The 19,452-nt window shown below is 61.1% G+C and carries 17 protein-coding genes; 10 read left to right on the plus strand and 7 right to left on the minus strand.

What is annotated here, in order from left to right; translation table 11 throughout:
* The first annotated feature begins 44 nt into the window (after positions 1 to 44).
* From K3180_RS01330 to K3180_RS01355, 6 genes are all read left to right on the plus strand, one after another.
* On the plus strand, positions 45 to 410 hold the full coding sequence (locus K3180_RS01330; RefSeq protein WP_221537855.1) for a response regulator: 366 nt from the start codon (positions 45 to 47) through the stop codon (positions 408 to 410).
* 18 nt (positions 411 to 428) lie between these two features.
* A complete protein-coding gene (gene cheB / locus K3180_RS01335; protein ID WP_345719407.1) occupies positions 429 to 1,523 on the plus strand; it encodes a chemotaxis-specific protein-glutamate methyltransferase CheB in 1,095 nt (364 codons plus the stop codon).
* Complete coding sequence (locus tag K3180_RS01340) at positions 1,514 to 2,419, plus strand: CheR family methyltransferase (RefSeq protein ID WP_247710217.1); 906 nt, start codon at positions 1,514 to 1,516, stop codon at positions 2,417 to 2,419. The genes cheB and K3180_RS01340 overlap by 10 nt, the downstream gene beginning before the upstream one ends.
* Before the next feature lie 107 nt (positions 2,420 to 2,526).
* On the plus strand, positions 2,527 to 4,071 hold the full coding sequence (locus tag K3180_RS01345; protein ID WP_345719408.1) for a putative bifunctional diguanylate cyclase/phosphodiesterase: 1,545 nt from the start codon (positions 2,527 to 2,529) through the stop codon (positions 4,069 to 4,071).
* Complete coding sequence (locus K3180_RS12840) at positions 4,068 to 5,846, plus strand: methyl-accepting chemotaxis protein (RefSeq protein WP_247710218.1); 1,779 nt, start codon at positions 4,068 to 4,070, stop codon at positions 5,844 to 5,846. The genes K3180_RS01345 and K3180_RS12840 overlap by 4 nt, the downstream gene beginning before the upstream one ends.
* A gap of 54 nt (positions 5,847 to 5,900) precedes the next feature.
* On the plus strand, positions 5,901 to 7,244 hold the full coding sequence (locus tag K3180_RS01355; protein WP_221537856.1) for a methyl-accepting chemotaxis protein: 1,344 nt from the start codon (positions 5,901 to 5,903) through the stop codon (positions 7,242 to 7,244).
* A 60-nt stretch (positions 7,245 to 7,304) separates the two neighbouring features.
* On the opposite strand, the gene K3180_RS01360 is transcribed toward K3180_RS01355, so the two are convergent.
* A complete protein-coding gene (locus K3180_RS01360) occupies positions 7,305 to 10,640 on the minus strand; it encodes an amidohydrolase family protein (RefSeq protein ID WP_221537857.1) in 3,336 nt (1,111 codons plus the stop codon).
* Between the two features lie 84 nt (positions 10,641 to 10,724).
* Complete coding sequence (locus K3180_RS01365) at positions 10,725 to 11,753, minus strand: LacI family DNA-binding transcriptional regulator (RefSeq protein WP_221537858.1); 1,029 nt, start codon at positions 11,751 to 11,753, stop codon at positions 10,725 to 10,727.
* Between the two features lie 141 nt (positions 11,754 to 11,894).
* Here K3180_RS01365 and K3180_RS01370 point away from each other — a divergent pair, with 141 nt between their 5' ends.
* On the plus strand, positions 11,895 to 13,412 hold the full coding sequence (locus K3180_RS01370) for a flavin-containing monooxygenase (RefSeq protein ID WP_221537859.1): 1,518 nt from the start codon (positions 11,895 to 11,897) through the stop codon (positions 13,410 to 13,412).
* Between the two features lie 33 nt (positions 13,413 to 13,445).
* A complete protein-coding gene (locus K3180_RS01375; protein ID WP_221537860.1) occupies positions 13,446 to 14,201 on the plus strand; it encodes a competence/damage-inducible protein A in 756 nt (251 codons plus the stop codon).
* Between the two features lie 114 nt (positions 14,202 to 14,315).
* On the opposite strand, the gene rplA is transcribed toward K3180_RS01375, so the two are convergent.
* Together rplA and rplK are read right to left on the minus strand one after the other, a co-directional pair.
* Positions 14,316 to 15,008: a 50S ribosomal protein L1 gene (rplA, locus tag K3180_RS01380; RefSeq protein ID WP_221537861.1), complete on the minus strand. Its 693-nt coding sequence runs from the start codon at positions 15,006 to 15,008 to the stop codon at positions 14,316 to 14,318.
* Between the two features lie 4 nt (positions 15,009 to 15,012).
* On the minus strand, positions 15,013 to 15,444 hold the full coding sequence (gene rplK, locus K3180_RS01385) for a 50S ribosomal protein L11 (RefSeq protein ID WP_221537862.1): 432 nt from the start codon (positions 15,442 to 15,444) through the stop codon (positions 15,013 to 15,015).
* A 303-nt stretch (positions 15,445 to 15,747) separates the two neighbouring features.
* On the opposite strand from rplK, the gene K3180_RS01390 reads away from it, so the two are divergent.
* Positions 15,748 to 16,509: a CPBP family intramembrane glutamic endopeptidase gene (locus K3180_RS01390; RefSeq protein ID WP_221537863.1), complete on the plus strand. Its 762-nt coding sequence runs from the start codon at positions 15,748 to 15,750 to the stop codon at positions 16,507 to 16,509.
* A gap of 78 nt (positions 16,510 to 16,587) precedes the next feature.
* On the opposite strand, the gene nusG is transcribed toward K3180_RS01390, so the two are convergent.
* Both nusG and secE read right to left on the minus strand, forming a co-directional pair.
* Complete coding sequence (gene nusG, locus K3180_RS01395; RefSeq protein ID WP_221430388.1) at positions 16,588 to 17,124, minus strand: transcription termination/antitermination protein NusG; 537 nt, start codon at positions 17,122 to 17,124, stop codon at positions 16,588 to 16,590.
* 25 nt (positions 17,125 to 17,149) lie between these two features.
* Positions 17,150 to 17,383: a preprotein translocase subunit SecE gene (secE, locus tag K3180_RS01400; protein ID WP_160726904.1), complete on the minus strand. Its 234-nt coding sequence runs from the start codon at positions 17,381 to 17,383 to the stop codon at positions 17,150 to 17,152.
* A gap of 243 nt (positions 17,384 to 17,626) precedes the next feature.
* On the opposite strand from secE, the gene K3180_RS01405 reads away from it, so the two are divergent.
* Positions 17,627 to 19,165 carry an alanine/glycine:cation symporter family protein gene (locus K3180_RS01405; protein WP_221537864.1) on the plus strand — a complete coding sequence of 513 codons (1,539 nt, stop codon included), beginning with the start codon at positions 17,627 to 17,629 and terminating at the stop codon, positions 19,163 to 19,165.
* Between the two features lie 81 nt (positions 19,166 to 19,246).
* On the opposite strand, the gene K3180_RS01410 is transcribed toward K3180_RS01405, so the two are convergent.
* Entirely contained in the window at positions 19,247 to 19,396 is a 150-nt protein-coding gene (locus K3180_RS01410) for a hypothetical protein (RefSeq protein WP_202391799.1), read from the minus strand.
* Positions 19,397 to 19,452: the final 56 nt, after the last annotated feature.

The following is a 19,452-nucleotide window of genomic DNA, read 5'->3' on the forward strand; positions in this document are numbered from 1 at the left end:
GCCTGCACCTATAAGGGGCAGGCTAGTATAAGGGATCACGAAGTATGAAGACCTGTCTAATCGTCGACGATTCGCGCGTCATCCGCAAGGTGTCGCGCCACATCCTCGAAACACTGGGCTTCTCGGTCGACGAAGCCGAAAATGGCCAGGAAGGCCTGAACAAGTGCCTCGATAACATGCCCGATGTGGTGCTGCTGGACTGGAACATGCCCGTGATGACCGGCATCGAATTCATCCACCAGCTGCGCAAGCATGATGGCGGCGACAAGCCCAAGGTGGTGTTCTGCACTACTGAGAACGACGTTGCGCACATCCGCGAAGCGATCAGCGCCGGCGCCGACGAATACGTCATGAAGCCATTCGACCACGAAACCCTGCAGATCAAGCTCCAGCTCGTCGGCATGGCCTGATCCGAAAGGGTTCGAGCCGTGGTCACCGCTCTCCGATCGACAGCAGCGATTAAAACTGGCGAGAATTTCTCGCCCGCCACCGTTCGCGTAATGCTGGTGGACGATTCGCTTACCGTGCGGACCGTCTTCTCGCGCATGATAGAGCGGGAAAACGACATGACGATCGTCGCCAGCGCAAGCACGGCGGAACGCGGCTTGCAGGAACTCGAAAACCATCGGGTGGACGTGATCCTGCTGGATCTCGAAATGCCGGGAATGGGCGGGATCGAGGCCTTGCCCAAGTTGCTGAAAGCCGCGCCGGGCACCAAGGTGCTGGTGATTTCGTCGCTCACGGCTGCGGGAGCGGAGCATACGGTTGAAGCACTGCGCATGGGTGCCGCCGACACCATGCTCAAACCACTTCCGGGCGGCTTCAACGACGATTACCGCGAACAGCTGCTCGGCAAGATCCGCGCGCTAAAGGGTTTCGCGCCTTACGAACAACCCAAACGCGCAGAACCCCGCCCGGCCCAGCGCCGCGCTGGCAAGAAACCGCAGGTTCTCGCAATCGGGGCTTCGACCGGAGGCATCCATGCGCTCAACCTGTTCCTGCGCCGGATTCCGAAGAATTTCGACCTTCCCATCCTCATCACGCAGCATCTTCCCGCAAGCTTCATTCCGGTATTCGCCAAACAGATGGAAATGGCCGCAGGCCGCGAGGCCGTCCTCGCCGACGAGGATGTCGAGATCACGCGCGGCCGGATCGTTATCGCACCGGGGCATGGCCACATGGTAATACGCCGCAAGGGCTCGCGCTACGTCACGGGGCTGGCTTACAATCAGGTCAAGAGCGGCTGTACACCTTCCGTCGATCCGATGTTCGAAACCCTCGCAGAAGCCTATGAGGGAAAGGTGGCCGGTATCCTGTTGTCGGGCATGGGGCGCGACGGTACCGAAGGGGCGGACGCGATTATCAATGCCGGCGGCTCGATCTATACCCAGAGCGCCGACACCTGCGCCGTATGGGGTATGCCGCGCGACATCACCGAACGCGGCCTCGCCACCGCGGTGGCCCCCCCTGCCGAGCTGGCGGACAAGGTTATCGCCAGCGTCGGAGCCGATGCATGGCGCTAGAGGACGCATCTCACGACATCATCGCCGACCTCCTCAATGCTCGTACCGGACAAACATTGTCCGAAAGCCGTCGCTGGAGGATCTCGTCGGCACTCTCAGGACTGTTTCGCGAGTTCGGGATCGAAAACGTCGATCAGCTCGCCTGCATGCTCGAGCGTCCGGGCGAACATCGCCTTGCCACCCGGGTGGTCGAAGCGCTGCTGAACAATGAAACCTATTTTTTTCGCGATCACGCGTATTTTTCGACTTTGGCGAATTTCGTCCTTCCCGAACTGGCTAAAAAGCGCGCCGAGACCAGGAAAATCTCCATCTGGTCGGCTGGCTGCTCGACCGGGCAGGAAGTCCTTAGCCTGGCAATGATCTTCTGCGAGCAACCGGGGCGCTGGGCGGACTGGACGATCGAAATCCTCGGCACAGATGTTTCGGGCAAGGCGATCGAACAGGCCCGCACCGGGACATACTCGCAGTTCGAGATCCAGCGCGGCATTTCGGTTGCGCAAATGCTCAATTTCTTTTCGGAAACCCCGCAAGGGTGGAAGGTCGCGGAAAAGATCCTGTCGATGACCCGCTTCGAACAGCGCAACATTCTCGATTTTCCCCCTGCACCGGGACGTTTCGATCTCGTCATGTGCCGCAACTGCCTGCTCTATTTCGATCCGGATACTCGCCGCAACGCGTTCGAGCGGCTCGCTGGCGGCATTGCATCCGACGGGTTTCTCATGCTCGGCGCTGGCGAAACAGTGGTCGGCCAAACCGATCGGTTCGAGCCTGCGTCCTGTGGTTCGGCCATGTATGTGCTGAAGGCAGCAAGCGGGTCTCCGAATGCTTCCGGCAATCTATCCCCTCATAACGCGCTGGCCGGAGGAGGAACGTTTTCGTCCGGACACGGGCTCTGATGAAGCCTGGGCCGCAAGCAAGGTAAATATAGAGTTTACCGTTAATTAGCGAATGCGCGTTAGCGATTGGGAACATCGATCTGACCGCGCCATCGAAGGGAACTTGCGTGCGATCACATTCCGACAAGGCGCAGCAAAGCACGCGCATGATGATCTTCGCGCCGCTCGCATCGCTTGCTGGTATCGCGAGCGTCACGGCGGTGCTGGCCGTTTTCGGGCCGCAGCTAGGTGTCGGTTCGATCAATGCCATACTTGGTGGCGGCTTCATCGCCTTGATCGCCAGTATTGGCAGCTTCGCCGTCATGGGCGTCAGGCATTTGAGGAATCTCGAAAGGCTATCAAACAGCGATCCGTTGACATTGCTGCCCAATCGCCGCGCGCTTCATCGCGACATTTCCGAGATCATGTCACCTGATCAGGAGGTCGCTCTGGCGATCGTCGATCTTGACGGTTTCAAGATCATCAACGATCACTACGGACACATTCTGGGCGACGCGACAATCAAGGAAATCGCCCGGATCATCCGCAACATCTGCGGTGAAGAGGCGGGCCTGTATCGTCTTGGGGGCGATGAATACGCCATCCTGATGAGCGGGGAACTGGCCGGCACCCTGCTGGAAGGGCATTGCCGCCGAACAATCGAGCGGTTGGCAAAATCGGTCAAGATAGACGATCGGCGTCTCACGCTCGGCGCCAGCATAGGTCTCGCCCGCAACGCTCCGGGGCAGCAATTGCCGTCATCCGAAATGCTGCGCCGCGCAGATGTCGCAATGTATGCCTCCAAGCGGGGCGGAAAAATGCGCTGCACATGGTTCAATGAAGCGTTCGATCGCAGCCGGGAACAGATAAAACAGCTGGACGACGAACTGCGACAGGCACTCGCAACGGGCCAGTTCACGATGCACTACCAGCCGCTGGTAGACAGCAGGACGCGCGAGATCGTTTCGGTAGAGAGCCTGTTGCGCTGGGAACGTCCCGACGGCAAGGTTGTCGGCCCCAATACCTTCATTCCTGTCGCCGAAGAGTCCGGCCTGATCAATCCGATCGGCCTTTGGGTACTCCGGCAAGCATGCTGCGATGCGCTCGAATGGGAGGGAGTTACACTGTCGGTCAATATCTCAGCGGCACAGCTCCGGAACCCCGAATTCCCGATCCAACTCGGACATATTCTGGAAGAAACCGGCTTCGACCCTGGACGCCTCGAGCTCGAAATTACGGAAACCTGTCTCGTGCTCGACCCGGTGGTGGCCGAGCGCAGCCTCAATCTCATTCGCGGTTTCGGTGTCAGCGTCGCGCTCGACGATTTCGGTACTGGCTACGCTTCGATCGGCTTCCTGCGTCAGTTCCGCTTTCAGAAACTCAAGCTCGACCGCAGCCTGGTGGTGCAGGCATCCGAGGATGAGTCGAGCCGCGCCATGATGTTGTCCAGTATCACCATGGCGCAGGCCATGAAGATGTCGGTAACCGCCGAAGGGGTGGAGACGCTGGAACAAGCCGACATGGTGCGCGCGGCCGGTTGCGATCAGATTCAGGGCTGGCTCTACTTCAAGGCCATGCCGGCTCATGAGATCAGGCAACATCTCGGGAAAAAGGTCGATGCGACCGCCGCCGCAGGTGATGGCGATAATAACTGGGAGGTCAGGGTAGCATGAACGCGATGACCGGCGACTTCGGCGCAGCCGAGACGGATAATGGAAAATATTACTCGGATGAAATCGCCGAGGATCGCGCCATTCTGGCCGATATCGGCAAAGGCGGCGAAGGAATCCGCGGCAAGTTCGCCGATTTGTCGATCGGGAGCAAACTCAGCCTGGTCGCCTTCGCCAATATCGGCGCAGTGGTCTTTATTCTGCTTTCTATCGTTGTCGGCGGCTGGACAGCCATCGAACTGCGGCAGGAACGCATGCAGATTTCGGAAATGCTGATCCTGTCGACCGAGCTCAAGTCCAACACTGACGAAGCGTTGCTACATATGCAGCGGTTCGCGAACTCAGCCGATGGCTCCGCTCTGGTATCGGCCGGGTCCAGTCTCGAAGAAGCTCGCCGGGATCTCAATTCCCTGGAGCGCGGTGCGCGTCTCGTCGCCCCCGCACAATCCGAAACTATCGGGCATCTGCGGGATGCGCTCGACAATCTCGTCGGGACCCTCGCACGGCAGCAGTCTGCCATTGACGAGGCCAGTCGGAGGGCACTGGCCGAGGCCGCACTGGCAGAAGGGGAATCGTTCAGCACTCTGGCCAGGCAATTCAAAACCGATCTCTTTCGCAGCGGACAGGCCAGTGATGCCGCCGGTGAGAACACCATAATCTGGCTGTTCATGGCATTCGTCACCGTGGCGCTGATTGGCATCGTCGCAATCCTGCTTTCGACGCGCGTTATTGCGCGCGATATTGCCGGTACGGTGAGCGAATTGACGGACGCATCGGAACGTCTGGCAACGGGTGACAAGTCGATTCAGATCCCCGGTCTCGAACGGCGGGACGAATTGGGCGGCCTGGCCCGTTCGCTCCACGTATTCCTGCGTGCCGCCTTTCGCCTTGAAAAGATGTCGGCCGAAAAGGAAGCATTGCGCGCCGAGCGGGGACAGGATCTTCAGCGTCTCGCATTGCAGTTCGAAAGCACGGTGGGTGAGGTCGTCCACGGTGTCGCTGCAGCTTCGAGCCAGCTCAAGGACACCGCATCTTCCATGGCTGCCGCGGCGGAGCAGGCGACCCACCAAAGCGGAGCAGTCACGAATGCCATGGAGCAGGCGTCTGGCGGTGTAACCGCGGCTGCCGCCGCATCGGACGAGTTCGCCATGTCGATCGGCGAAATCAGTCGCCAGGCGTCCCATTCGGCGGAGCTCGCACGCAAGGCCTCGGACGATGCGGAAACCGCAGACGAAACAATCTCGGCCCTTGCTTCTTCGGCGGACCAGGTCGGGCAGATCGTTGAACTGATCCAGTCCATCGCCCAGCGCACCAACCTGCTCGCTCTAAACGCATCGATCGAGGCAGCGCGCGGCGGCGAAGCGGGGCGCGGTTTCGCCGTCGTGGCAAGCGAGGTGAAGGAACTCGCGGCCCAGACGAGTAGGGCGACCGAAGAAGTTGCAGATCAGATCCATGCCATGCAGGATTCGACCGGCGCGAGCATCACAGCGCTTCGTTCGATCGGGGAACAGATCAAGCAGCTGGAAACAACTGCCATCTCGATCGCCAGCGCCGTCGATCAGCAGTCCGTCGCCGGCCAGGATCTGGCGCGCAATATCGACCTTGCCGCACGTTCGACCGACGAGGTTTCGACCAGTATCGTGCAGGTGCGTGAAGCCAGCATCGCGACAGGGGCGGCAGCCAGCCAGGTTCTTGGCTCCGCCACTTCGCTGGAATCGCAGGCAAGCGTGCTGCGCCGACAAGTGGATGAATTTTTGCAGCATGTAAGGGCGGCCTGATCGGGGAACCGGTTTCAGGCGGTGACTTGAGAACGAATTGGGGAGTGGCTTGGGATGAATGCGCATAGCACCATGATCGGCGAGGAACTGCGGCGTGAGATTGCCGAAGTCGAAGGCGTGAAAGCGGCAACGACAACACGATACTCCGGCCTGACCGCCTGGCTCATGGATAAGCCGCTGAAGGCGAAAGCCCAGATTGCTTCGCTGCTCTCGCTCGGCGGACTTGTAATCGTCGCAGTTGCCGCATTGTTGGGGATTTCCTATCCCGAAGAGGCGGCTGCAGCCCGTTGGGTAGTAATCGGTGTGACCGTAATAGGACTGGTGGGCGGCATCCTCAGCTTGCGCTTCATCATCGGCCACGTGATCGAACCGTTCCAGCATGTCGCCGGAGAAATGGGTCGTCTGGCCGGCGGATCACGCGATATCGATGTCGGCGATACCGAACGCACGGACGAAATAGGCGAGCTGTCCCGTTCACTAGAGGTGTTTGCCAAATCGGGCCACAAGCTCGACGAATTGTTCGCCGGTCGGAAAGCGGCGTCCGAACAGCGAAAACAGGAGCTGATCCGCCTTGCCGACAATTTTGAAAAAAGTGTCGGGGATGTCGTAGGCGGCGTGGCCGCGGCATCGAGCCAGCTCAATTCGGCCGCAGGATCGATGGCCAGCACCGCAGAGCATGCTGCAGGGCAGGCAAGCCAGGTTAGCGGTGCGATGGAGCAGGCCTCCGGTGGTGTCACTGCTGCTGCTGCGGCGTCGGATGAATTCGCCATGTCGATCGGCGAAATCAGTCGCCAGGCCGCCAATTCCGCCGAACTCGCCCGCAAGGCATCGCTCGACGCGGAAGGAGCCGATGAAACGATCGGCGCGCTCGCCGCCTCGGCGGATCAGGTCGGTCAGATCGTTGAGCTGATCCAGTCCATAGCCCAGCGCACCAACCTGCTCGCCCTCAATGCCAGCATCGAGGCAGCGCGCGGAGGGGAGGCTGGCCGCGGGTTCGCCGTGGTGGCGAGCGAGGTAAAGGAACTGGCCGCTCAGACCAGCCGGGCGACCGAAGAAGTGTCCGAACAGATCCAGGCAATGCAAGCCTCGACAGGCGCCAGCGTCAGCGCGCTGCGCTCTATCGGCGACCAGATCAAACAACTCGAGACGACCGCCATCTCGATTGCCAGCGCGGTCGACCAGCAATCGGTGGCCGGTCAGGATCTCGCGCGCAGTATCGACCGTGCAGCGCAGGGCACTGACGAAGTCGCCAGCCATCTCGAAAGCATGCGGAACACCAGCATGGCGGCCGGAGCCACTGCAAGCCAAGTTCTGGCTTCGTCGAGCGATCTTGAGACGCAAGCCGCGACCTTGCGTGACAAGGTCGACGAATTCCTGTTCCACATACGCGCGGCCTGATCGTTCACCGCATCATATGAAGAAGGGCGGCCCGGCAAAGGCTGGTGCCGCCCTTTCTCGTCATTCCCACCAATACGGCAGGCGGCGCTCGTTGCCGGTCTCGACCTCGTTCATCGTCCGCGCATCATAGAGACGTCCGCCCAGCATGACCTGGGCGATATCATCGGAATTGCGAATGTCCTGTGCCGGATCGGCGGTAAGGATCAGGAGGTCGGCCAGCTTGCCGACTTCGAGACTGCCAATATCGCGCTCCATCCCGAGCGATTTGGCCGGTTCGATGGTCCCGGCACGCAGCGCCTCGACAGGCGACATTCCTCCTCGCACGAAGCTCCACAATTCCCAATGCGCCGCGATGCCAGCTTGCTGCCCATGCGCACCGATGCTGACCTTGACGCCGCGTTCTGCGAGCTTCTTCGCCTCGCGTGCGGCATTATCGTCAACGAATGCCCATTCCGGTGCGGTGATGCGCCGCCCCGTTTCCGCAAGCAGCATCTTGGGCGGCGTGTGGACCAGCAAGGGATTGTCGAACACGTCGGTGGCCTGACGCCAGTAAGGATCGCCCGCCAGACCGCCATAGGTCACCGCCAGCGTGGGCGTGTAGTTGGTGTCCGATCCGGCAAACATCTGCAACAAATCTTCATACATGACATCGACCGGGATGTTGTGTTCGAGGGTCGAATTACCGTCTGCGATCAGGTTGACGTCCATACCGAAGAGCGAGCCGCCCTCCGCCACCACCAGCATGTTTTCGGCACGCGCGGCGGCCACCACCTGCTGACGCTGTTCGCGGCGCGGCTGGTTGTAGTTCTTCACGCTGATGCCGCCCTGCGCCTTGATCCGGCGGACATGGGCCAGCGCATCCTCGTAACTGTCGATCCGGGCATAGACGCTAGGTGCCTTGGCGCCGTAGATGATCTCGCCTGTCGAGAAGATGCGCGGGGCTAGCAGGCTCCCTGCTTGCTGCCGTTCGGCCGCCGCAAAGATCATGCTGGCCGAAGAGGATGGATCGTGCAGAGTCGTCGTCCCCAGGGCGAGGTTCTGTACCAGCGACCAGTTCTGTTGCGGGACAAGATCGCCTACGCCCTGTGCGCCGTGCGCATGCGCATCGACCAAGCCGGGAACGATAGTGCGTCCGGCCGCATCGACCACGTTTGCGCCCGCTGGCACGGCAACGCTCGATGCCGGGCCGATTGCGGCGATCCGATCACCTTCGATCAGGATCGTGCCGTTTTCGATCGTGCCCGCCCCGTCACCGGCCATGGTGTGGATACGGGCACCCGTAATCGCGACGGTTCCGCTCGCCTTGTCGGCGCGGATGGTCCGGGCAAGCGAGGTTCCGCTGTCCGGCGGAGTGAACCCGGGCGCTTCTGCCGCTTGCGGTGCACTCGGCGTAAGAGCCGTGGTGCTGGCACGGTAGAGCACCGGCCCCATCGACCAGTGCAGGGTCGAACCGTTCTCAGTCCAGCCGATATAGTCGGCCCCGCCCTTGCTGACCTTGGTCACCGGAAGCGAACTTGCCTTTTCTCCTACTGTGACGGTCTGGCCGCCGGGGAGCAGCGGCATAGCGAAGACTTCGTAGTTCTGGCGGAAGGCAACGTAATCACCGCGCGGGCTGACCTTGAAATCATTGGCCAGATCGCCCTGCGCGTGGACCCGGCGCGCTTCGCCATTGGTGTCGCTGGAGATCAGCTGCAGATTGCCGCCTTCGCGCGCGAGCATGAAGATGCGCTCATTATCAGCACCATATTGCGGCGTGGAGGTATCGCGCGCGATGAGGCGCGGCGTGCCCCCGGTGGCGGAAACCGCGTAGACGCCTTCATTCTCCGAATAAGTGGGCGAGGTCAGATAGCCGCCGCCGCGCTTCTCGAACACGATGGTCTCACCATCGGGCGAGAATTGCGGAACCGCATAATGGCCCTGTTGGCGGGTCACCACCCGCTCTCCGCGACCGCGCGCATCGACCGTGACGATGTTGCCGAGACCCTCGTCGGTCCAGCGCACAAATGCTATCCGCTGCCCGTCGCGCGACCAGGCAGGCCACAGTTCCAGACTATCGCCGCCGCCCGCGATAAGCTGGCGGGGCGCCGCATCGCTGCCCACCGGTTTCACATAAAGCTTGCCGAGGCTTTCGAAGACCACGGTGCGCCCGTCGGGCGAAACGCTGGCAAACCGCGGAATCTTGGCAGTGAAGCTTTCCGGTGCGACATCGATGACCGGGTGCGGTGCTTCCGCGACCATGCGGGTATCGGAGATGGAGAACGGAATAACGCTGTCACCCGATCCATCGGCGGCAACACGGCGCAGCTTGCCGCCCGCCCAGACCACCATGCTCTCGCTATCGGGCATCCAGTCCATGATCGGATAGACCCCATAGACGGCCCAGGTCTCCTGCAGATCGAGATCGAGCGCGCCGTAGATCATGCGCTCTTCGCCCGTCGAGAGGTCCTTCACCCACAGCTGCGACTGGTCCTTGTCGCGGCGCACGAAGGCGAGGCTTTGGCCGTCGGGCGAAGGCGTGGGGCGGACCGCGCCGCCATAGCCGCCGACCGCAGTCGTCACTTCGCCGGTATCGATATCGTAACGTTCGATATTGAAGATACCCTGGGTCGAATCCTGAGCATATTCGAAGATCGGGCCAGAGGTGACGTTACGGGTGTAGTAGATCGCATTGCCATCGGGCGCGTAGATCGGTTCGCCCAACTCTTTCTGCAATGCCTCGCTGGCGCGCTTGACCAGCTGGACTCCTCCGCCGCCGGAAACGTGGTAGAGCCAGATTTCGCCGGTCCCGGCGCTACGTTGTGTGGTGAAATGCTTCTTGGCGACGATATAGCGCCCGTCGGGCGACCAGCTGGGCTGGTTGAGCAGGCGGAAATCTTCCTTCGTGACCTGCTGCTTGTTCGAACCGTCGCTATTCATCAGCCAGATGTTGTCCCCACCTGCACGGTCGGAAATGAAGGCGATACGGCTGCCATCCGGTGAAAATCGCGGCTGGATTTCCCAGGCGAGACCCTCTGCAATCCGGGTCGGCGTGCCGCCGGAAACCGGCATGGTGTAGATGTCGCCAAGCAAGGAGAAGGCGAGCGTGCGGCCATCGGGCGACACGTCGACATCCATCCACGTCCCTTCGTCGGTATTGATAGCCACTTCGCGTAAACTCGCGCCGCGCGGCGCAGTGACGTCCCAGCCCTCTTCCTTCTCTCCTTCGCCGGGGATCGGAACGGTAGCGGGTGCCGCATCGACGGCCTCCCCGCTGCCTTCAGGGGGCAGCTCGTCCTGCGAGGCATCGACTTCCTGCTCTTCTACCGGATTGGGGCTCGGCTGGGGTTCTTCGCTCTGGGCGTGGACGGAACCTGCACAGAGCACGAGTGCGAGGGCGGAAGCGATGCTGGTCTTCATGATCTGGGTCTCTCCCCTTGAGATAGGCGGGGAGGCTTAGACGGTGCGAAGCGACCTTGGCAAACCGCCAATCGACAAGCTGCGTTATTTGACGCTCGAACGTTCGACCAGGCGAACCGGAACACGCCGCTCGGCACGCTCTCCATCGCCCGCCAGCGCAGTTTCGACCAGCATTCGGCCCGCTTCTGCGAAGTCCGGCTCTACGGTCGTTAGCGGCGGATTGCTGAATTCGCCCGAACCCAGCCCGTCGAAGCCGACCACGCCGACCTGCCCCGGCACCGCAAGACCGCGTGAAGCGAGCTCTTCGAGTGCGCCCAGCGCCATGGCATCGCAGGCAAAGAATAGACCGTCGAAGGTTTCGCCGTCATCGCATAGCTGGCTGATCGCGATCCGTCCCTGGGAAACACGGTCTTCGCCCGACGAAACGATCGGTTCCCGCGTGGCGAGACCGGCCTTTTCCATCGCGCAGCGATAGCCCTCGTAACGCTCGCGGAATTGCTTCTGCGAAGAATTGGGATCGCCCACGAAAACGATATTGCTCGCGCCGCCCGCAACCAGTCGCTCCACCGCCAGCCGTCCGCCATCGGCATTGTCGGAGCGGACCCAAACGGCATCGTCGAACGGAGAACCCCAGAACGCGATGGAGTCGCTGGCGGCTGCAACCTCGCGAAAGTAATTCCAGGCCGGTTCGTTCGTAGCCGTACCGATCACCACCACGCCGTCCGCCTGCCTGCGTCCGACATAATGACCGAAGAGTTCCTCTTCCCTCGCCTGAAACGATACCAGGGCTTCATAGCCCCGTTCGGCGGCGGCGGCGCAGGTGCTGCCGAGCAGGCTGTAATAGAACGGATTGATGGCGGCCGGCCCCTGGCCATCGCGTCCGATCACGACGATGGCGATAGTGCCCGTTTCGCCTTTCCGCAGGCCAGCAGCCCTGGTGTTCACATGATAGCCAAGCTCCGCCGCAGCCTGTTCTACGCGGCGGCGGGTGGATTCGGTGATGGTTTCCGAACCCGACAGCGCGCGGCTGACGGTCGACTGGCTGACCCCGGCGCGCTCCGCAACGTCGATCGACGTAACCCGATGCGGGCGGCCGTTCCCAACTTTCGTCATGGTATCTCCTCAAGCCCGACCGAGCCCTAGCCCAGAGAATTGGCGAAAGCGAGTGCCCGGATGACGTCGCCAGAAGCACAGATAGGTTGCACGGCGCAACTTACGCTTCCCCTCCACGCCCGCATTTAGTAACGTCACCTTATGGGAGAGAGACCAGCAAGCAATCGCGCGACCGATTTCGACGTGCTTATCGTCGGCGCAGGCATATCCGGCATCGGCATGGCCGCACATATGCGGGAGAAGATTCCGGATTACAGCTTCGCCATTGTGGAGCGGCGCGAGAATCTCGGCGGGACCTGGGATCTCTTCCGCTATCCCGGCGTACGGTCGGACAGCGACATGCACACGCTCGGTTTCGAATTCGAGCCGTGGAAGCATGAAAAATCGATAGCCGATGCACCTGCGATCCTCGAATATCTCGACCGGATCGTGGACGAGCGCGACATTCGCCGCCACATCCGCTTCGGGCACAAGGTGATTTCTGCTGACTGGCACGGCGCGGATGCCCGCTGGCATGTCACGCTCGAAACGTCGGACGGCGAGCGCAAGATGCTCACCGCCAACTGGCTCTATCTCGGATCGGGCTATTACGATTACGACGAACCTTATGATCCCGGTTTCGATTTCGGCGATTTCACCGGGCAGGTGATTCATCCCCAATTCTGGCCCGAGGATCTCGATTACGCAGGCAAGAACGTGGTCGTGATCGGCTCGGGCGCGACCGCGGTGACCATCGTTCCTTCGGTGACCCGGCAGGCGGCCAAGGTTACCATGCTCCAGCGCACGCCGACATGGATGTTCTCGCGCCCGGCTAAGGACGGTTTTGCGAATTTCCTGCGCAAGATCTTGCCCGAAAAGACGGCTTACAAGATTACGCGCTGGAAAAACATCAAGCTGCAGGACGTCGGTTTCAAGCGCGCGCGAACCAAACCGCAAAAGGTCGGCGAATTCCTGCACAAGAAGATCAGGAAGATCATGGGGGAGGATTTCGATCTCGCTCCCTTTACACCGCCTTACAATCCCTGGGACCAGCGCCTTTGCCTGGTACCCGACGACGATCTTTTCGAAGCGATCAAGAGCGGTAAGGCCGATGTCGTCACCGGCCGGATCAAAGCCTTCGAGAAGGGCGGCGTCCGGCTCGAGGATGGAAGTTTCCTCCCCGCCGACATCGTGGTGACCGCCACCGGTCTCAAGCTGGCCGTGGCCGGCAAAATCGCGCTGACCGTCGAGGGCGAACCGGTCGATCTGGCCCAACGCTTCTACTACAAAGGCTGCATGTTCTCGAACCTGCCGAACCTTGCCGTGGTGTTCGGCTATCTCAATGCCAGCTGGACACTGCGGGCCGATATCAATTCGGACTATATCTGCCGGGTACTTTCCGAAATGAAAGCAAGCGGCAACGACATCGCCGTTCCCGTCCTGCCCGATACGCATGATCTCGAAGAGGACGACATCTTCGATTTCTCCTCCGGCTATATCCAGCGTGCCAAGCACATCATGCCGAAGAATGCGGTGAACTACCCGTGGCGGCTGAACCAGGAATATGTGATCGACCGCAAGCGCATGCGCGCCGATCCGGTGGACGATGGAATCCTCTCTTTTCGGCGCAGGAGTGCGAACGCGCGCGAAGTGCACGAAACGCTCGAAGCTGCGGAGTAGCTTTCGCAGACCAGCCGCAGTAGGTGGTCAGGCATGATTGATCGTATCTACACCGCCGGGCTGGTCGTGATCGGCGACGAGATTCTTTCGGGGCGCACTCACGACAAGAACATCGCGCAAATCGCCAGCTGGCTGCAGGTGCAGGGCATTCGCCTGTCCGAAGTGCGCGTGGTGCCCGATGTGATCGAGCGGATCGTCGAAGCGGTCGACGCGCTGCGCGAAGCGAACGACTACCTCTTCACAACGGGCGGGATCGGGCCCACGCATGACGACATTACAGTCGACGCCGTCGCGCAGGCCCTTGGCGTACCGGTGATAATCCATCCCGAAGCCCGCGCTATTCTGGAAAAATATTATACTGACAAGGGCGGGCTCAACGAAGGCAGGCTGCGCATGGCGCGCACGCCCGAAGGTGCCGAACTGATCCCCAACCGCATGTCCGGTGCACCGGGTATCCGCATCGGCAATGTATATCTCATGGCGGGTGTCCCGCACATCACTGCAGGCATGCTGGATGCCCTCACCGGTACGCTCGAAGGCGGTGCGCCGCTGATTGCCGAGACTGTCGGCGGGTTCATTCCCGAAAGCGAAGTATCGGGTTTGCTCCGCGAGGTCGAAAAGGCCCATGAGAACTGCCAGATCGGCAGCTACCCCTTCTTCCGCGAAGGCCGCGTCGGCTCGAACTTCGTCATCCGCTCCACCGACCGGGCCGACCTCGATGCTTGCATGGCGGAACTCTGCAAGGGACTGGAAGAAGCGGGCTTCGCCTATACCCGCGGGGGAATCTAAACCGGCAAAAAGAAAGGGCCGGAGATCTCTCCCCGGCCCTTTTCCCGTTTACACTACCGCCTATCGGCTGCTTGAGCGGAAGGCCCTCAAGCGGCGAAGCGATAGGACAACAAATTACGCGCCTTCGACTTCGCCGAGGTCGACCTTGAGGCCGGGACCCATCGAGCTGGTCAGCGTGACCTTGCGGACATACTTGCCCTTGGCACCGGCCGGCTTGGCCTTCACGATGGCTTCGGTCAGCGCCTTGAAGTTCTTCTTCAGGTCTTCATCCTTGAACGACAGCTTGCCGATGCCGCTGTGGATGATGCCCTGCTTCTCGACGCGGAATTCGACCTGGCCGCCCTTGGCGTCCTTCACGGCCTGTTCCACGTTCGGCGTCACGGTGCCGAGCTTCGGGTTCGGCATCAGGCCCTTGGGGCCGAGCACCTTGCCGAGACGACCGACGACACCCATCATGTCCGGGGTCGCGATCACGCGGTCGTAGTCGAGATTGCCGTTCTGCATGTCTTCCATGAGATCTTCGGCACCGACCTTGTCGGCTCCAGCGGCGAGCGCCTTTTCGGCATTGTCGCCCTTGGCGAACACTGCGACCCTGACTTCCTTGCCGGTGCCGCTCGGGAGCGAAACCATGCCGCGGACCATCTGGTCAGCGTGGCGCGGATCGACGCCGAGGTTCATGGCGACTTCGACGGTTTCATCGAACTTGGACTTGTGCCCGCGCAGCGTGGCGAGAGCTTCATCCACCGTGTAAAGCTTCTCGCTGTCGAGCTTTGCGCGGACCTGCTGCTTCTTCGTCTGCTTTGCCATGTGCTTAGCCCTCCACCACTTCGAGGCCCATCGAACGCGCGGAGCCTTCGATGATCTTCATGGCCTGGTCGATATCGTTCGCATTGAGGTCGGCCATCTTGGCTTCGGCGATTTCCTTGATCGCGCTCTGCTTGATGGTCCCGGCCGAAACCTTGCCCGGCTCCTTCGAGCCCGACTTCAGCTTGGCAGCCTTCTTCAGGTAATACGATGCCGGTGGCGTCTTGGTGACGAAGGTGAACGAACGGTCCGCATAGACGGTGATGACCGTCGGGATCGGTGCGTTCTTTTCGAGGTCCTGCGTAGCGGCGTTGAACGCCTTGCAGAATTCCATGATGTTCACGCCGCGCTGACCCAGCGCAGGGCCGATGGGCGGAGATGGATTTGCAGTGCCCGCGGGCACCTGCAGCTTGATATAGCCTTCGATCTTCTTGGCCATCACTGGCCTCCTTTCACACTGTCGGCTGCATCTTCCGATCCAGCCTCATGTTGAGCGGTCGAGCGGTCTGCAAGGCAGGCCTCCCGCGTGGATTTCCCGTCACTGTTGCTTGGGAAGGCGCGCACATAGCGATTCTGCCCGTAAATGCAAGCCATGAGAGAGGCCCCGAACACTGCCAGAATTTCACAAAGATGCGCGGAAAACCCGCCATGCCTGCGTGATTGCCAAGCCACCCGGTGATAGAGCGTTATTGCGCGGCGCGGCCATTTTCCGTCGGCATAGCGCGAGGAGGAGATGCGCGTCATGACCGAGCAGGCGATCGTTTCGACTGGCGAGACCGGACAATCAGTGTATCGCCAACCGGGATGGGGTGGCTTCGCGCTCCAGTTTATCAGCGTAATCGTCGTCTATTTCGCTTGCGGCATTCCCGGTGTCGCAATCTGGGGCGAAACATCGACGGGCGCGGCGGTTTCGGTCGCTTCCAGCATGGCCGGCGCGCTGCTTGTGGCCTGGTTGTGGCTCCGGCGCGAAGGCGCCGTTGCAATAGCCTGGAACTTGCGCGCTCCGGCAAGCTGGGCGCCCACTCTTGGCTGGGCGGTATTGGCGACGATCGCCATCATCGGCTGGTTCACGCTGGGCAGCATGCTGGTCGAAGCGATCGGGCTGAGCACGCCCGATGTGGAACAGGTGCTGGACTGGGTCACCCAGAGCCAGTTCCATTTCATCCTGTGGATTGTGCTTGTGGCACTTTTTGCGGCGGGACTTGGCGAGGAACTGCTCTGGCGCGGCTTTCTGATGGATCGTCTCGCCCGGCTCGGCGGCCTGCGCGGCCGCATGTGGCTGGTGATCTTGGTGCAGGCGGTTCTCTTCGGCCTGCCGCATTTCTACCAGGGGCTTGGCGGGGTAATCATAACCGGCGTGGTCGGCATCGGCTTCGGCTGGCTGCGCTATCGCTGCGGCGGGAACCTGTGGGCCTGCGTGCTGGCTCATATGGCGGTCGACACGATCATGATGAGCCTGTCCTATGCCGACAAGCTGGGTTTCATACCCGGAGTAAGCAGCTAAAGCCTGACACTGCAGATACGAAAAAGGGGCGCCCTCGGTTTCGAGCGGCGCCCCTTTTCGTAACTCTTGCGAGCGGTCTTACTTGACCAGTTCGACCTGTTCGAATTCCAGTTCGACCGGAGTCGCACGGCCGAAGATAGAGACCGACACCTTGACCTTCTGCTTGTCGAAATCGAGTTCCTCGACAAGGCCGTTGAAGCTGGCGAAGGGGCCATCGAGCACCTTGACCTGATCGCCGATTTCGTAATCGACCGAAACCTGCTTCTTGGGTGCCGACTTGGCTTCTTCCACGCCGCCGAAATAACGCGCGGCTTCCTTTTCGGAGATCGCCTGCGGCTTGTTGTTATTGCCGAGGAAGCCGGTAACCTTCGGCGTGTTCTTGACGAGGTGATACACGTCGTCGGTCATGTTCAGCTTGGCCAGTACATAGCCGGGCATGAACTTGCGTTCGACCTGGACCTTCTTGCCCCGCTTCACTTCGGTCACGGTTTCGGTGGGGACCTGAACTTCTTCGACACCTTCGGAAAGGCCCAGACGCTCGGCCTCGGCGATGATCGAATCGCGGACCTTGTTTTCGAAGCCGGAGTAGGCGTGGATGATGTACCAGCGTGCCATGTGTTCTCGTTACCCTTGCGAAAGATCAGGCCAGCGTCAGCAGCCAGCGCACCACGGCGCCGAACAGCGAATCGACGCCGAGGAAGAAGAGCGAGAGAATGATCATCATGATGAAGACGAAAATCGAGATGCGGACGGTTTCGGGCCAGGTCGGCCACACCACCTTGCGACCTTCGGTCTGAACCTGCCGAATGAATTCGGCGGGCGAGGTCTTGCTGCCCTTGGCGACCTTCGGTGTCTTGTCGGCTTTGTCGGCCATGATCTCTAGCGCTCTCTCGCGTTGAATTTCTGTGTCGCTTCCGGGATGGGGGTTTCGCCGCCCCGATACAAGGTCGGGAGGGGCTTTTCCTTCATCGATGTCGGAAGACGCGGACGCACTTAGGCCGCGCGAAACAAAAACGCAAGCCGTGGAGGGCCGCGCAGTTCCGGCTTTTCAAGCGGCTCCCGCATGGCTAGCCTGCACGCTTCACCGAATATCGGGACGCATGAGGGGAATACCAGAATGGCAAATGCCACACCGCCGAGTTTCGGCGAAAGGATGATCGAACCGGTCACCAATATTTCCGATTTTATCTGGGGCGGTACCTGGGACGGCGTTGCCGTGATCCCTTTCCCCCCGCTGGCTCTGATCCTGCTGGGCGTGGGCCTGTGGATCATGATCGGCCTGCGATTCTATCCGATCGTCAAGCTGGGCAGCGCCTTCGCCGGACTGTTCCGCGGCCGCAAGAGTGCGGGCGCGGGTGAAATTTCGCCTTTCGCCGCGCTGTCGACCGCGCTTTCCGGCCAGGTGGGGACGGGCAATCTGGCCGGTGTCGCCACCGCCATCGCACTCGGCGGCCCGGGTGCAATATTCTGGATGTGGGTGACCGCCCTGTTCGGCATGGCTCTGGGCTTCGCCGAAGGTTCGCTGGCCATTCGCTATCGCGAGAAGACCAGCGACGGCGTCTATCGCGGCGGCCCGATGAGCTACATCATGATGGGCCTGGGTCCGAAATACACCTGGCTTGCCATCCTGTTCTGTCTCGGCACGCTGTTCAGCGCGCTGGTGACCGGTAATTCGATCCAGGCGAACGAGGTCGCCAGCGGTCTCAACGAGCTGTTCGGTTTCGAGCGTTGGCTGGGTGGGCTCATCGTGGCGATCGCGGTGTTCATCGTCATCATCGGTGGCATCAAGTCGATCGGCCGTGTGGCGGAAAGCATCGTGCCATTCATGGCCGCAGCCTATATCGTCATGGCCATTATCGCCCTGATCCTGAACTTCGGCGACTTGCCCGAGACCTTCGGGCGCATTTTCGACGGGGCCTTCAATGTCCAGAGCGCAAGCGGCGGTTTCGCCGGTGCTGCCATCATCCTGGCGATCCGTGCGGGTGTGGCCCGCGGCCTGTTCTCCAACGAAAGCGGCCAGGGTTCGACCCCTATCGCCCATGCCGTGGCGCAGACCAACGATCCCGAACAGCAAGGCCGCATGGCGATGCTCGGCACGTTCATCGATACGATCGTGATCTGCACCATGACGGCTCTCGTCATCCTGACGGTTCAGGGCGACTTCACCTATCAGGGGCAGGCGGTCGACCATGTATGGCAGTCTGATCTCGGGACGACTGCCGCATCCGGCTTCGTGACCACGAGCGGTGCCTTTGCCGCGGCTTTCCCCTTTGAGATCGGGAGCATCCCGCTGGGAACACTGATCGCCAGTGTCGCGCTTATCCTGTTCGTCTTCACCACGCTCCTGACCTGGAGCTATTACGGCGAACGCGCGATCACCTTCCTTTACGACCGGGTGCCGGGTTCGACCCGCGGCGGCGAAAAGAAGCTACACATCGCCTGGCGCGTCATCTGGTGCATCGCGATCTTCATCGGTGCGACGCAGCCGAGCCAGCTGGTCTGGCGCCTTGGAGATATCTCGAATGCCGCCATGGCCCTGCCGAACCTGCTGGCGCTGGCACTGCTGAGCGGCGTGGTCTTCAAGCTGGCCCGGGGCGACCGCACAGCCGGCCCGACACACACGGCCGAAACGCCGGAGGAACCGGAAGAATATTGATCCTTCCGCTCCTGCTGGAGACGCAAAAAAGGGGCCGGGAGATCGCTCTCCCGGCCCCTTTCTTTAAATACTGAGCCTTTATCAGCGAGCGCCGAACAGACGGGCGAAAAAGCCCGGCTCTTCCATCGGCAGGATCTTCCCATGTTGCTGATAGCGAAGACTTGCATCGCTATAGGCCTTGGGCTTCACCCACCGATCGGGGCTGCTGCTGCGATAGGACAAGCTCGACATGGTTTACTCCTCCATGAAATCTTTTCCCTTCGTCCGCCTCTCAAACTGCCGGGCTG

The sequence above is a fragment of the Qipengyuania huizhouensis genome, assembly GCF_019711635.1.
GTDB lineage: Bacteria > Pseudomonadota > Alphaproteobacteria > Sphingomonadales > Sphingomonadaceae > Qipengyuania > Qipengyuania huizhouensis.